The organism is Pigmentiphaga aceris, assembly GCF_008119665.1.
GTDB lineage: Bacteria > Pseudomonadota > Gammaproteobacteria > Burkholderiales > Burkholderiaceae_B > Pigmentiphaga > Pigmentiphaga aceris.
Genome location: NZ_CP043046.1, coordinates 1265988 through 1280725, shown reverse-complemented (window position 1 = coordinate 1280725; position 14738 = coordinate 1265988). Strand labels below are relative to the sequence as shown.

Annotated in this window: 9 protein-coding genes; 2 read left to right on the top strand and 7 right to left on the bottom strand. The window is 60.8% G+C overall.

Translation table 11 applies throughout. The features are described from left to right. Positions 1-286 precede the first annotated feature (286 nt). Entirely contained in the window at positions 287-601 is a 315-nt protein-coding gene (locus tag FXN63_RS05335; RefSeq protein WP_148813482.1) for a BON domain-containing protein, read from the top strand. 84 nt (positions 602-685) lie between these two features. Here FXN63_RS05335 and egtB read toward each other — a convergent pair whose 3' ends face one another. From egtB to FXN63_RS05300, 6 genes are all read right to left on the bottom strand, one after another. Further along, positions 686-2011 (bottom strand): ergothioneine biosynthesis protein EgtB, encoded by a 1326-nt coding sequence (egtB, locus tag FXN63_RS05330; RefSeq protein ID WP_246165039.1) that lies wholly within the window; start codon positions 2009-2011, stop codon positions 686-688. A 35-nt stretch (positions 2012-2046) separates the two neighbouring features. Continuing rightward, the gene (egtD, locus tag FXN63_RS05325) at positions 2047-3066 is read right to left on the bottom strand and encodes an L-histidine N(alpha)-methyltransferase (protein WP_148813480.1); all 1020 of its coding nucleotides are present in this window, start codon (positions 3064-3066) and stop codon (positions 2047-2049) included. 66 nt (positions 3067-3132) lie between these two features. Further along, the gene (locus FXN63_RS05320) at positions 3133-3294 is read right to left on the bottom strand and encodes a DUF1328 domain-containing protein (RefSeq protein ID WP_148813479.1); all 162 of its coding nucleotides are present in this window, start codon (positions 3292-3294) and stop codon (positions 3133-3135) included. A 92-nt stretch (positions 3295-3386) separates the two neighbouring features. Next, entirely contained in the window at positions 3387-3638 is a 252-nt protein-coding gene (locus tag FXN63_RS05315; protein ID WP_148813478.1) for a hypothetical protein, read from the bottom strand. A 417-nt stretch (positions 3639-4055) separates the two neighbouring features. Continuing rightward, complete coding sequence (locus FXN63_RS05305) at positions 4056-4217, bottom strand: DUF1328 domain-containing protein (protein ID WP_148813477.1); 162 nt, start codon at positions 4215-4217, stop codon at positions 4056-4058. Between the two features lie 52 nt (positions 4218-4269). Continuing rightward, on the bottom strand, positions 4270-4644 hold the full coding sequence (locus tag FXN63_RS05300) for a BON domain-containing protein (protein WP_187395115.1): 375 nt from the start codon (positions 4642-4644) through the stop codon (positions 4270-4272). A gap of 341 nt (positions 4645-4985) precedes the next feature. Between FXN63_RS05300 and FXN63_RS05295 the strand changes: the two genes are divergently transcribed. After that, positions 4986-5834 carry an alpha/beta fold hydrolase gene (locus FXN63_RS05295; RefSeq protein WP_148813475.1) on the top strand — a complete coding sequence of 283 codons (849 nt, stop codon included), beginning with the start codon at positions 4986-4988 and terminating at the stop codon, positions 5832-5834. 130 nt (positions 5835-5964) lie between these two features. On the opposite strand, the gene FXN63_RS05290 is transcribed toward FXN63_RS05295, so the two are convergent. Continuing rightward, on the bottom strand, positions 5965-14703 hold the full coding sequence (locus FXN63_RS05290) for a two-partner secretion domain-containing protein (protein WP_148813474.1): 8739 nt from the start codon (positions 14701-14703) through the stop codon (positions 5965-5967). Between the last annotated feature and the right edge of the window lie 35 nt (positions 14704-14738).

The following is a 14738-nucleotide window of genomic DNA, read 5'->3' as shown; positions in this document are numbered from 1 at the left end:
AGAGTGACGAAATAGGCGCACGCAATGGTGCAGACGGACGATGCATGGAGTTCTGGCCTGGGGAGTCGAGTGCAGCGGTGGTGACGCAAGCGCGTGGCTCAAGCAAAGCACATTCCCAAGGCGGTTTTTGCCTGAGCATGGGCATGGCAATTGCTCAAGGCAGTCCAGCCTGATCTGTGGCGGATCCAATCCGGTCCAGCAGCATCCCCTTTGAGCATCGGTACTTCAAACCGATGTGAAGAAGTTGTTTTCCTTATCCCGCTTTGGTTTCGACCAGGAGTTAACCATGTTCAAACAGCTGCTCAAGATTGTTTCCGTTGCCATGTTCGCGATGGTGCTGGGCGCATGCGCCAGTACCGCGACCCAGCGCAGCACCGGCGAATACACCGACGACGCCGCCGTGACCGCACGTGTAAAACTTGCGCTGATCAACGATCCGCAGGTAAAGGCTGCAGAAATTCAGGTTGCGACCTTCCGCAACACCGTACAACTGAGCGGCTTTGCTGAAAGCCAGGCCTTGATTAACCGCGCCGTGCAAGTGACCCGCAGCGTCGACGGTGTGAAGGAAGTGCGCAACGACATCCAGGTGCGTTCACGCTAAGTATCAGCACAGCGTCTGTCGAAAAGGCGCTGTAAAAAAAGCCGACGAATTTCTCGTCGGTTTTTTTGTGCTCGCGAGCTTGCGTCAGCAGCCGCGTGCCAAACGAATGCCCGAGAATTGCCAGCGAGCAGAAGTCGGGAAGAAGTTGCGATAGCTGTGGCGATAATGACTGCGCGGCGTGGCGCATGATCCCCCACGCAGCACCATCTGGTTCACCATGAATTTGCCGTTGTATTCGCCCACCGCGCCGTCGGCTTGCGCGAAGCCGGGATACGGCAGATAGGCGCTCAGGGTCCATTCCCACACGGCTCCGTCGATACGGCGTTTCTCGTCTGGGTTGATCGGCTCTGGATGAAAATGGCCTGCTTCGACAAAACCGCCCTGCCCGATCTGCTCAGGCGCAAGCGTCAATGCTGCCGCTTCCCACTCCGCTTCGGTAGGCAATCTGGCACCCGCCCACCGTGCGTAGGCATCCGCTTCAAAATAGCTGACATGGCAGACCGGCTCGAAGGGGTCCAGATCACGCAGCCCGGACAAGCTGAAGTAACGCGGTGCGGCAGTATCGATGTCTTGCCAATACAAAGGTGCTCGCCACCCTTCACGCACTCGGGTGTCCCAGCCTTCGGCCAGCCAGAACTCAGGTCGTGCATAACCACCATCACGCATGAACGCCAGGTACTCGCCATTGAGCACAGGCCGGGTTCCGATCTCGAAAGCGTCCAGCCACACACGATGCGCGGGACTTTCGTTATCGAACGCAAAACCGGTCCCATTGTGACCAAGCACGCGCAGGCCTTCCGGGTGAGCATCGTAGCGATAAGACAGGCCACCGATTGGCCAGGCGGAAGATGCTGACGGTGACTTTGGACGATAGACGGGCAAGGTCTGATTGCACGAAAAATGGTGCTTCAGATCGGTCAGGATCAGTTCCTGGTGCTGCTGTTCGTGATTGATGCCCAGCTCAATGGTGTCCAGCAAGGACTCCCCCAGCGGAGCTTCGCGCATCAGGGCCAGAACACGGTCCAGCACATCTGCCTGATAACGCTCCACCTCATCAAAGCTGGGTCGTGTGAGCAACCCGCGTTGCGCACGTGGTGTGCGCGGTCCGATGCCAACGTAATAGGAATTGAACAGCTCACGGAAATCGGGATAGAGGCTGCGGAACCCAGGCAGATTAGGTTCGAGCACAAAAGTCTCGAAGAACCAGCCAACGTGTCCCAGATGCCATTTCATGGGGCTGGCGTCAGGCATGGATTGCACCTGGCAATCTTCCGGCGACAGCCCGGCCAACAAGGCCAGCGTGGCCTCGCGGGTTGCACGTACGCGTTGGGCAAGATCGATCTGGCGCGGGCTGATGACGGCATCGGGTTGATGTAATGTCTCCTGTACGCCGACAGGAACGACAGACACGATTGCCTCATCTGCGGGGGCGAGCCTGGCGCTGTTCATGCGCGTGCCAGAAAGACGCCGAACCAACCCCGCTCATCGGTCCACATGCGGTCCACCGACAACCCTGCGCCGGCAAGCAAGTCGCCAAAGTGCTCTGGCGTGTATTTGTATGAATGCTCGGTGACGATGATCTCGCCGGCCTGGAATTGGCGACGGGCACCTTCACCCAGATCCACATCGTGTTTGTGCCTGGCGATCAACTGCATTTCGATGCGGCTGGCCGCGTCGTCAAAAATGGCGCGATGCTCGAAATGCTCGGGATGAAAATCGCTGCCCAGTTCACGATTGGCTGCGCGCAAGATGTTCTTGTTGAACGCAGCGGTCACACCAATGGCATCGTCATAGGCTGCTTCCATGACCTGCGGGTCTTTGCGCAGGTCTACGCTGATCAGCAGTCTTCCGTGCTCACCCAGATGGCGGCGAATCGACGCCAGCAAGGAAATTGCACGCGGCCGGGCAAAGTTGCCGATCGACGATCCTGGATAGAAGAACACGGGTGGCAAGTCATCGACATCACCAAGCGCTTCCTGCAAGGACAGATCGCGGGTGAAGTCAGCCGTCACCGCCATGCAGTCGATCGCGGGAAAACGGTTGCGCAACACGTCTACCGATTGCTGCAACCACTCCTCGGCGATGTCGATGCCGACATACCGTTGCGCGGGCAAGGTAGACAGCCAGCGCTGCGATTTCAGGCAGTCACCGCAGCCCAGATCGATCCATTGAAGATTGGAAGGGAGACAGGCCTGAATGTCTTCACGGTAGGTGTCGAAGATGTGACGTTCGAGCCGTGTGGGGTAGTACTCGGCAAGTTCACAGATGGCGCTGAAAAGCACACATCCTTGCGCATCGTAGAAGTACTTGGGGTCGATGCTTGCCTCGGCTGCCAGCAAGCCGTTGCGCAATGCGCTTCGTTCGTCCCCCAGCCGGGAGGCAGGCTTGCTGAACAATTCGCGCGGCGCGTCGGCACCGTCAACAGACGCCCGCGACGCGAGGTCAGAAAAAAGCAGGGATGACATGGGGGCGTCCTGAAGAAACGGCGATGCGCGACCGCGTGGGGGGGACGAAATGCGCTGCCAGGCGTGTTATCTGCGGAAAATACCCACTAGCAGGCTGAGAACGAACAAGACCAGGAAGATAAAGAACAGAATCTTGGCGATGCCCATCGCGCTGGTTGCGATGCCACCGAATCCGAAGATGGCCGCCACGATGGCAACGACAAAGAAGATAGCGGCCCAACTCAGCATAAATTACCTCTGCAATCAGCGTGTGCGTGTAAATGTGCATGTAGAAATTGCGGGCTGACCAGAACAACAGCCAGGTGCGCAGGCAATGCTGGCTAACGCTGTGCCTTGTCCCGTGGCCCTTTGTCTCGATGCGCTTCTTCCACGCCACGCATGCCGTGCAGATCAGTGTCGACCTGACCGCTTTCGATGTCTTTCTGGGCTTGCTTCATGACTTCACGGGGCTCATGACCCACGTCGTCGTGCGACTGGTCGCGCTCATGAGGCAGACGCGGATCAGGTTTGCCCTGGTTATCTTGCTGGTGCGTAACGCGCGGTCCTGTCGGATCGTCTTTGGTGGTGGCCATAAGCCCTCCGGTGAGGTGACAAAACGGGCTGAACTCCTACAGCAAGCGACATACCCACTGGTGCCTGAGCAATATTGTCCAGGCGAAAAAAAACGCCCTGTCGGGCGCTTCTTTCAATGCTTGACCGGCGGCGGACTCGGTGGAATCAGCGGATCGCCTTCCGGCTGTGGCGGTGTCGGATCGGGCTGCCCCGGGGAATCCGGCGTTCCCGGCGGATTGCCAGGAAAAGGCGGTATACCAGGATCACCGATTGGGTCTCCGACCGGACCAGGCATCGGGTCATTCATCGGAGGGACGGGATAGGTCGGATTAGGTACGCTCATTGAAGCTCCTGCAATCGACGGTTTAAAGATATGCAGGAACGCAGATTCCTGCACGGCTGCTGCGCCCCCACGCAACAGCCCTGCCTGCCTTCATCTATCGCCTGAAGAGGCCGACAACCAGCGTGATCACGAAGATCACCAGGAAGATGAAGAACAGAATTTTGGCGATTTCTGCAGCGCCAGCGGCAATGCCACCAAAGCCGAATAATGCGGCAATCAGCGCAATGACGAGAAATATAGCGGCGTAACGCAGCATGACGAATCCTCCCCCGCGTCACGGCCCGAAGGCCGTGCGCCGGTGTATTGGTTTAGCGACCGATACGGATGTTGTTCACAACCGAGCTCACGCCGTCGGTTTCACGTGCCATCATCACGGCACGGTCAGCTTCAGCCTTCGAGGCAGCGTTGCCGCTCAGGGTCACGATGCCGTGCTTGGTGTCGACCTTGACCTTGGTAGCCTTGACGGTTTCGTCAACGGCGTACTTTGCCTTGACGCGGGTGGTGATCACGGAATCATCGACCACGCGCTTGGCATCTGCGCCAGAGGCTTGTTGCGTCGGGGTGCTCACGTCGGCATTGCCCACGCCGGGACGCGGTGCGGTAGCGGTTTGAGCGATAGCGCCGAAGGCGGTAGCAAGGGCAACAGCACCGATAGCGTGCTTAACGAGATTGATTTTCTTCATGATGTTTTTCTCCGTGGGAACGACGGCCGGATGTGGCAAGGGTGACAACGGTGCGACACAACTTCCGAGCCGTTGAACGCGTTGGCGTTGGATGAACATTACCCCTGCGCCACGGAGCGACTGCAAGGAAATGTATGGGAGTGTTCCGGCCCGTGTCCCACACCCAGTGCCATATCCACGCTACAAGGGAACCGCCGGATTTCAAGCGGTGCATGTACTTTTTTCATCCCTCAGCGAAGCTTCGGCGCAAGCGTGCGTAAATCTGACAACGCCCTCGAAAAGCTGCTTCCCGTGTGCTGTTACAAGCACAGATTCTTGCCTGTCTCGAATAAGCTCCATGCATGACTGAATTCCTCGCTCCCGCTGTCACGCACGACATCGACAACATCATTTCCACGCTGAACCAGCGGTTTTCTCACCATCGCATTCCGGTGCACCAAGGGGTTGTGCACTGGCGCACATTGGGCAATGGCCCGCCATTGATCATGTTGCATGGCGGTCATGGCGATTGGGGCCACTGGGTTCGCAATCTGGATGCGCTGGCAGCTCGGCATCAGCTGTGGATACCGGACATGCCGGGCTATGGCGACTCAACCGCCGATGCCGGATCGCTAGATGACATCGTGATCGCGTTGCGGGCGTCGATGAACGTGCTGTTCGGACCAGATGCCGACATCGACCTGATCGGGTTTTCATTCGGTGGCCTGGTGGCAACCACGCTTGCCGCCCAGCGCCAACATATTCGACGCATGGCCTTGATCGGTACCGCGGGCCATGGCGGCGCGCGACGAGAGCGCGGGCGCATGCTGAGCTGGCGTCATCCCGATGATCCTGCGACTGAAGAAGCTGCGCTGCGCAACAACATGCAAAGCCTGATGGTGCATCACGCAGCAAGCATCGATGACTTGTCGCTGGCCTTGTACCGGCAGGCGGTATTGAGCGCACGCTTTCGCAGCAAGCCCCTGTCCACGTCTGGACGTCTGCTGCCAGTGCTGGCGCAGTGCCGACACCCGGTGCTGCTGATATGGGGGGAATTCGATGTGACTGCCGTGCCGGAAGATGTCGCGCCTGCCTTGTGCGCGGCCGGGCCGGATCGACATTGGGAAGTCGTGGCTGGTGCTGGCCACTGGGCGCAATACGAACGCGCTGAAGCCGTCAATGCGCTGTTGAGTGATTGGTTCGGCAAATAGCCGCGCGTTTCGTCCGGCAAGCGTTTTCGTCTGGCCTGAATGAAAAAAATAATGCCCATCTTGCGATGGGCATTTTTTTCGTACACGAGCTTGCGGCCAAGCGAGGCGGCCAACGTGGCCGCCCCTGAACTTAGCGCGGTGCGGACGGGATCACTGCCGGAGGCACTGCGATGCCACCCGACGGGGCTACCTGGATACCCGTTGGTGCGGGTGCCGAGACAACAGCCGGAGCCACTGCGATGCCACCCGACGGCGCTGCCTGGATACCCGTTGGTGCAGGAGCCGAGATGACAGCCGGAGCCACTGCGATGCCACCCGACGGCGCTGCCTGGATACCCGTTGGTGCAGGAGCCGAGATGACAGCCGGAGCCACTGCGATGCCACCCGACGGTGCTGCCTGGATGCCCGTTGGGGCGGGTGCTGAGACAACAGCCGGGGCCACTGCGATGCCACCCGACGGTGCTGCCTGGATACCCGTTGGTGCAGGAGCCGAGATGACAGCCGGAGCCACTGCGATGCCACCCGACGGTGCTGCCTGGATACCCGTTGGTGCAGGAGCCGAGATGACAGCCGGAGCCACTGCGATGCCACCCGACGGTGCTGCCTGGATACCCGTTGGTGCAGGAGCCGAGATGACAGCCGGAGCCACTGCGATGCCACCCGACGGCGCTGCCTGGATGCCTGCAGCAGGTGCCGGGACGATGGCGACGTTGGTAGCCGGTGCGGCCACCGACGGCGCGGCGACGATGCCACCCTGCGCAGAAGCCGAATTCCGGCTCACGCTCGGCGCAACTTGACGACCACCCGACGAGGTGGGTGCCACCTGGAGCGACGCACCTGTAGATGCAGGGGCGACCACAGCCGGTGCTACGGCAGCCGGTGCAGCGGGAGCAATAACCGATGATGCCGGCGCATTATTGATGACGCGCGTACCGCCACCGGACTGGATGTTGACACCCTGGCTGCTGGACGAACCACCAGCCTCGATACCAACCCCGAACCCACCGCTACCCTTGGACTTGCCATCCTCGCTGCTGCTACCGCCGCCGACGGTCACGCCAACGCCAACCTGGTACTCGCTGCTCTTGGCTTCGGTCATGTTGACTGTGCCGCCAGCCGAGACGGTCGTTGCGCCCGTGGTCTGCACTTGCGTGCCTTCCAGGTTCACGTTCTTGCCACCGCTGATGTTCACGCCACCCGAACCGGCAGAGATGTTGCTGCCGACGGCGGTGGTGCTTGCCCCCTTCGAGGCTTCCAGCGATGCTCCCACAGCACCTTCGCTCGACTTGCCTGCGCCCGAGCCCGACGAACCGCCGGACAGCGACAGACTGCCACTGATCGACGAGTTCTGCGAGGTGCTGGTGGCCGCGTTGAAGGTCACGTCACCGCCCGCCCCCACGTTCACACCCTTGCCAGCGTTCAGGTTCGTGCCTTCAAAGGTCGCGTTTCCACCCGTGTTGACATTGATCGTGCCACCTGCATTGATGCCGCCAGCGCGTGCCGTGCTGGACGACGAAGATGCCGTGCCGCCTTCGACGTCGACCGAGCCGTTCACACCTGCCGAGCCCAGGATGCCGACCTTGACTTCAGCCGAGCCCGACAGCGAGTTGGAGGAAGACGAGGTCGTATCGCGCGCAGCCTGGTAGTCCAGCGAGCCGGCATTGATATTGACATTGCCGCCCGACTCGAACTGCGTACCGATCAGCGTGGTGCCGTTGGTCGAGGTCGAGTTGATGTTGCCGCCTGCCTGATAACGCGAGGTGACTGCCGTCGAACTGGACGAAGATTCCGATTCCGTGCCGCCCGCAACCGAGGCCTTGACGCCGACCGATGCATCCTTGGCCGTCTGACCTGTGCGCGAGTCCGCGCCGGCTTCGGCACCGGCATAGACACCGATACGCGCATCCAGGTTGGAAGCATTGCTGCTTTCCCAGCTGGAATTGTTCGCAGCAACTTCGCGGATCTCGTTGGCGGTCTGGTTGATGTTGCCACCCGCCGTGATCTGCGTGCCCTGGTCGGTGATCGTGCCAGTCGCGTTGCGGTTCACATTGCCGCCAGCCGTGAACGAACTGGTCTGCTGCGTGACCGAGCCGCTGCTGGAGCTTGCATCGCTTTGTGCATAACGCAGGCCCGCGCTGGCCTCGGCGCTTGCATTGGCAGACGCACCACCTGCATTGGCGTTGGCACTGGCTTCTGCACCCGCGCTCAGGTAAAGGCCCGCGGTTTTTATGCCCGTCGATTCCGTCGAGTAGGTCGTGTCCTGCGCAGCCATCGACTTGATGTTGGTAGCCTGCACCGACAAGTCGTTGCCTGCTGTGACGGTAGCCCCCACGAAGGTTGCGTCGTCCTTGGCCTTGATGGTCACGTTGCCACCACCCGACAGCGTCGAACCGCGATTGGTCGTGCTGCCTTCGGAGAAGCTTGCGCTCTCGGTGCGTGCACCCACGGTAAGCGTGCTTTCCGCCTCGGCGCTGGCACTGGCACTGGCGTTGGCACCCATGGCACCCGCGTTTGCGCCAGCCTTTGCACTGGCCTCGCCGTAGAAGCCGATCGAGTCCGACTTGGAGTCGGCGCTGGCGTAGGTTTCGTTGCGACCCGCCAGCACATTGACAGTCTTCGCGTCGATGGACAGGTCACCGCCCGCCTTCACGTCCGACCCCTGCACGGTCAGCGTGCCATCGGTCTTCATGTCGAGCGAACCGCCCACGTTGAAGGTCGAGGCGACGCTGGTCTTGCTGCCGTTCAAGGTGTTGGTGACCGTGGTTTCGGCCAGCTTCAGGCTGCCGCTTGCCTCGGCGCTGGCTTCAGCAGCCGCCTTGCTGCCGGAACCGGCCTTGCTGGCGGCGCTGGCAGTGGCTTCAGCGGCGGAGTTGCCACCCACCTTCATGAAGGTAGTGGTCTCGGTGCGGGTGCTGGTGCGTTCTTCGTCCAGACCGTCAAGAATGGCGATGCCCTTCTTGGCGTCCACAGCGGCATTGCCACCCACATTCACATCCGACCCCTGCACGGTCATCGTGCCTTCTGACTTGATGTTGGCGTTGCCGCCGACGGTCAGGCTGGAACCCGAATTGGTGCCCTTGAAGTTGTTGGTAGTGGTCGTGGACGTGCCGTACAGGCCACCGCCGACACCCAAGCCGGACGTAGACGTTTCTGTGCGAGAGCTTGCGGTGTCCTGACGTGCCAACACGTTGAAATCGCCACCCGTGTCGGCAGCAAGATTGCCGCCGACCTTCACGTCACTGCCTGCGATGGTGGTATCGCCGCCAGACTTCAAGGTCAGGTTGCCCCCAATGTTCAGGTTCGAACCGATGTTGGTCGAGGTGCTGCTCGTCGAGTTGGTGATCGTGTTGCCCACCAGGAACCCGCCGCTTCGCGACGCGCTCGACTGAGTATTGGTATCGACGATGGTATCGACAGTGATGTTGCCGCCTGCGGCAATCGTTGCATCCTTTGCATCGATATTGGCGCCAATGACCTTTACATCCTTCGCTGCATCCAGACCAAGCGTTCCGGTGGCGACGATGCCTGCGGTCTTGCCGATATCGGTGCCACCCGTGTAATCGTCTGCGAACGTACGTGCAGCCGTCTGATTGACGATGCTGCCTTCGGTCGACTTCAGATTCACATTGCCACCGGTGATCGTGCCGCTGGTGTTCGTGATGTCGCCGCGAGCCGTGACCGCCAAGGTGTTGGAGCCGCCCAGCTTCGCGCCTTCGTTGGTGACCGTATCAGCCTTGATGGTCGTGTCGGATGCGACCATCGTAGTGCCGATTTCGACGGCATCCAGGGTTGCTTTGGACAGATAGACGACCGGGGCCAGGACCTTCTGGCCATCGACCTCGGTTTCGACCATCCAGACCATGTCTTCTTTCAGATTGGCAAGCTGTTCAGGGGTAGGCGCTTTGCCGTAAGTCAGGCCCAGACCCTTTGCATTGGTGACGGCGTTATCCATCATCCGCTGCATCTGTGCGGCTTCGCTTTCCTTCTGATTGAGCAGGTTATTGCCGATCTGGCCGATCAACTGCTGGCGAATCAGGTAAGCCTCGTAATTCGAATCGCCAAGACGCTTTTGCGTGACCTCAGGATCGAAGCCCAACTGCTCTGCCAAGTAGTCCGAACCCAAGAAGGACGACGGTACCTGGAACAAGGGATTGGTTTCGACCAGGTACTTCGTGCCCGAGTTTTTCGAGGGTACGAAGTACCCATTTGGATTGGACGGCAACTTGATCACGATGCCGTTGAGCGTCAGGCCGGCCGCTGCGGTCGGATTCTTGATACCAACGCTGCTGGCACCCGTGATTGCTCCCACGCCACTGATGGAGCCGATTGCACCTACACCGCCGACAAGGCCGATGACCGAGCTGGTGCCGGTTTCACTAGTGGTCTTCGTCGTGACACTCTTCGCGGAATCAACCTTGATGGCAGCGGTGCCGCCGCGATTGGTGACACTCCCACTCACAGCGATGGTCAGAGTATTGGCGAACACACCTGCGCCAGTCGCACCCAGGAAGGTATGGTCGCCTTCACGGCGATAGGAACCGGCGCGTGCAGCGGCCTCATTGCCGACCACGGCCCAGTCGCCTGCCCCCCCGAACACCGGGTGATCGTCATCAGAATGGGGAATGTCGGCGAACTTCGCCGCCGTGTCAGGCGTATACCAGACCCACCAAGCCGAAGAAAACACAGGGTTATGCTTGAAACCAGTCCAGCGCCGCGTGAATTCCACTGTGTCGAGATGGTAGTCCTCATTTGAGAAGTTACCCGAGCCAGAGATTGCAATCTTGTCCGCAGAAAGCAACGCACCAATGTTCTTGCCGCCGCCAGCGCCAAACGTAATCTTCAGGTCCTTGGTAGCAAGAATCTGCGCTTTGGTGCGATTCTTGAATTCCTCCATCGTGGTGTTGGAGAACTTCTGGTTAACCAGCGTGGTCTGTTCTCTGACATGCAGTTCGTCGCACACGTCATCGGCGGGCCAGATTCCGCAGTTGGTATTGCGAGTCTTTATGGTCCTGACAGCTCCGGGATCCTCGTTGTCCCAGTCGAGCACGATCTCGGGCAGCTCGGTAGCAAGCTGATTGATGAAGCTGTTGCTTGCGTTCATCGTGATGTTGGTGGCACGAACGGCACCATAGTTGGCGATGTCGCGAGCCTTGACCGTGATGTCGCCCTCGGCGTCCATCGTGGACGACTCACCGAAATTGGCGACCGTGCCTGCATCTGCAACCAGCGTCATGTTGCGACCGGCGTAGAACGCACCCTCGTTGCGCAAGGCCGCCATGCCACCGTTGCTGGCGGCAGTTGCCGTCACACTCAGATCGTTCAGCGCGGAAAGACCCGACGTCGCCGTGTTCTGGTAGGTCGCGGCGGTCAGCGTGAGGTTTCCGCCCGAGTGAATGGCGCCATTGTTATAGGCGCTGCCGCTGAGACGATAAACGCTGTCAAAGGTATCGCCACCGCCATCGCCCAAGCTGCCGACGATCACCGAGTTGACAGCCTGATTGCTCAGCGAAGTGGCATCGACCAAGCCATCTTTCATCCACTGCATGCGCGCGCCAGCTGCGTTGGTGATGTCTGTGCCATAGACGGTGAAGTCACCGCCGGACATGATCTTGCCGTTGGCCTGGTTGGCCAGCGCCACACGTTGCGTCGCGCCACCCAGCGCCATGTCGGTGCCCGATTGCAGCGTGCCGGCGTTCTGCAGCGTCATCACGCCCGACACGGAATTGCCTGTCAGGGTGGTGCCCGCCACGACCTTGCCGCTGGCAGCGTTGGTCAGGCTGGCGGTGCGCACGTTGATACTGCCGTCGCTGAGCACCTTGCCGGTGTTGCCCAACGCATCGGTAGCGACGACATCCAGCGTGCTTACTGCTTTGACGTCGCCTTGATTGGATAAGGTACGCGACTTGAGCGTGTTGGTGCCGCCATGCAATGTGCCCGAGTTGGCGATGGCTTCAGCCACCGTCATGGACAGGGCGGCCGCACCGACAATGTCTCCGGTGTTGTTGGCGTTGGTGGCAAGCAAATTGATCTGCGCATCGCTACGCAGGCTGCCGGTATTCACCAGTTTTTCACGCGCGTTGATGGACAGGGCGTTATTGACCGACACAGCGCCGAGATTGGTCATGTCTTCGGCGTACACCGACAACTGACCCGCCGTGTTGATCGTACCTGCATTGGAAACGGTGCCGCCGGCATTCAGCACGCCACCGCTATTGCCCGTCAGACCCGTGGTCAGCGTAGCGCCTTGCGTATTCGTGATCTGGTTGCTTGCGTCGATCAACGCACCTGCATTAGCTTGCACCGTGCCTGCGTTGACGAAGTTGGTGACCCAGGCGTCCAGCGAGTCGGCGCTCATCACGCCGTCCTTGCGGTTGTCCAGCTGAGTGCGCACGGTGGCGGTGCCAACGGACAGGCTCTTGCCAGCCTGAATGCGACCCGAGTTGTCCAGCGCTGCCGTGGTGATGACAATGCCATCATCCGACAGTATCTTGCCAGTGTTGGTCTGGTTGAGCTTTGTCGTGGCCGACAAGGCCATGGCACCCTTGGATTGGATGGTGCCTTCGTTATCCAGCAGGTCGGTGGTGACCGTCGCGGCAGCATCGGACAGCGTGGTGCCGGTCTGCGTAAATTGCTTCGTGGCCGTCAGCGACAGTACGCCCTTGGACTGGATGGCACCTGCGTTGGCAATCGTGGCAGCCTTCACCGACGCAGCAGCCTCGGACAGGATGTTGCCAGCGTTGGTCTGGTTGAGCGTGGTGGTGGCCGACAAGGCCGTTGCGCCCTTGGACTGGATAGTGCCGGTGTTCTCGATTGTGCTGGCTGACTGCGCGGTAAGTTCGCCACCGCCGCTGACCATGCCCATGTTATTGAGCGAGCCGGTATCGAGGACAAGCGCCCAGCCGCTGCCAGCCTGGTCGGTGCCCAACGTCTGGATCGCGCCGGTGGTGACTTGGGTTACTGCACCACTGGTCTTGACGGTGAGCGCCCCCCTGGACTGAACGACACCCGCGTTGTCCAACGATGCGCCGTCGAGGTTGACGACGCTGCCCAGGCCTTGGCCCAGGATCTGACCGCTAGCGGCATTGCTCAGCTCGCCGGAGACATTCAACGCCAAGGCGTCGCCGGACTGGATCACGCCCGCGTTGCTGACCTGCGTGCCCATCACCGACAGGTTGCCCTTGGTGGCAATGCCCGCACCGGCCTGGTTGTCCAGGGTCAGGTTGCGAGCACCGGCAGTACCGGTGATCGTGGTCTTGCCTTCGGACTGGATGGTGCCGCGGTTGACCACAGCCAGCGTCTTGGCAGCGTCGCTTGCGGAAATGCTGACATCACGCGTGGCACCGATGGTGCCGCGATTGTTCAGTTCGGTTGCGGCGACAACGCTCAGGTCTTGCCCTGCTGCCACCGCTTGTGCGCCACCAGTGCCGACGCGCACCGCACCTTGTTCGGCCGCGATGCGCACGTCATGCGCGCCTGCTACGTTGGCACCGCTAAGGTCGATATCACCCGTAGTGGCCACAACAGCCAGCACGCGGTTGGCGGCGGCAGTGTTTGCACCAGCAGCCAGTGTGGCACCATCGGCACCAACGACGAGCGAAGCGGCCTTGATGTCCAGGTTCTGTTGCGACGACCAGCTAGTGTTGTTGAGCGAGGCAGTATCGGCGACCTCGAGCTTGAGTTCACCGGTGGCTGCGCGTGCGCCGTTTGCCTGCGAACCGGCACGGTCGTCGAGTTGCTGAGCCGTGATCAGCATATTGCCTTCGGCCTTGATCGTGGCATCGGTCAGCACCAAGCCACCCGCGGCCATGATATGCATGTCCTTGCCGGCCGTCAGGCTGGCTTCGCTGCCGCTGACCTGGAACGCGTCGGCGGCTTGCGGGCCCCATTGGCGCAGGCGCAGGTCACGTGCAGCCGACAGGCGGCTTTCGATCTCGACGCGGCCGTTGGCGTCCATCGAGAAATCATCGGCGCTGGCGGCGATGTCGCCGCGCATGCGTACACCAACGCCGTATTCGGTTGCCACGATGGCAATGCGATTGGCGTACATGCCGCCCAGGCGCGAGGAATCGAGCGCGTACAGCGGCTTGCCGTCGACATCGACGACCTGGCTGTTGCGGTTCTCGTAATTCCACTGGCTGGCACCAACGGTAATGCCGAGATCGGCAGCGTTGATCTGTCCGTCAACACGAATGCTGCGGGCCACCAGGTCGATGGCGCGCGTGCTGGTTGCATCCAGGCCGGCACCTTCGATCAGGATGTCGCCGCCGATGGTGCGGAATTCCGTCAGGTTGCCGCTGGGGCCGAACTGCGGGGTGCCGGTGCTGAGCACGGCGCGGTCGGTGTTGATGAAGCCGCAACCCGCGCAGGTGATGCCCCAGGGGTTGGCCAGCACCACGTCGGCGCGGCTGCCCACCACTTCGGTGAAGCCGCGCAACGAGCTGCGGTTCGGTGCCACCACTTCGTTCAGGATGACCCGTGCTTCGGCGCTCAGGTTGGGGTTGTTCAACACCTGGCCGGCAAGCTGCGAGTTGCGCGACAGCTGGCTGTTGTTGCCGTTGTTGAGCACCGTGCCGGTCTGCTCGACGTTGTAGTTGGTATAGCGGTTGTGCGACAGGCCTGCCTGGTTGGCAGCCTCGATGTTGATGATCTGGACGCCGTTGGCCGCGCGGTAGACGACAGTGTTGCCACCTGGCGCAACGATTGTCTGCGCGTAGGCGCTGTTGAAGCAGAGCACGGTGAGCATGGCGCTGAAGACAGCGCCTGCGCTCACTGCCGCGCGGCTGCTGCCGCGTCCGGAGGATGCGGTTTCAGCTGCGACGATGTAGCGGCCCTGGGCCTTGTTCCAGACATGACGGTAGATGCGATTCATGATTCAGCACACGCAAGAAGTAGTCGGATTGACGA

What these genes read in the sequence shown, in the direction of transcription:
- FXN63_RS05305 (WP_148813477.1), bottom strand. Translation starts at nt 4,217, where the DNA reads ATGCTGCGTTACGCCGCTATATTTCTCGTCATTGCGCTGATTGCCGCA.
- FXN63_RS05335 (WP_148813482.1), top strand. Translation starts at nt 287, where the DNA reads ATGTTCAAACAGCTGCTCAAGATTGTTTCCGTTGCCATGTTCGCGATG.
- FXN63_RS05295 (WP_148813475.1), top strand. Translation starts at nt 4,986, where the DNA reads ATGACTGAATTCCTCGCTCCCGCTGTCACGCACGACATCGACAACATC.
- FXN63_RS05300 (WP_187395115.1), bottom strand. Translation starts at nt 4,644, where the DNA reads ATGAAGAAAATCAATCTCGTTAAGCACGCTATCGGTGCTGTTGCCCTT.
- FXN63_RS05320 (WP_148813479.1), bottom strand. Translation starts at nt 3,294, where the DNA reads ATGCTGAGTTGGGCCGCTATCTTCTTTGTCGTTGCCATCGTGGCGGCC.
- egtD (WP_148813480.1), bottom strand. Translation starts at nt 3,066, where the DNA reads ATGTCATCCCTGCTTTTTTCTGACCTCGCGTCGCGGGCGTCTGTTGAC.
- FXN63_RS05290 (WP_148813474.1), bottom strand. Translation starts at nt 14,703, where the DNA reads ATGAATCGCATCTACCGTCATGTCTGGAACAAGGCCCAGGGCCGCTAC.
- FXN63_RS05315 (WP_148813478.1), bottom strand. Translation starts at nt 3,638, where the DNA reads ATGGCCACCACCAAAGACGATCCGACAGGACCGCGCGTTACGCACCAG.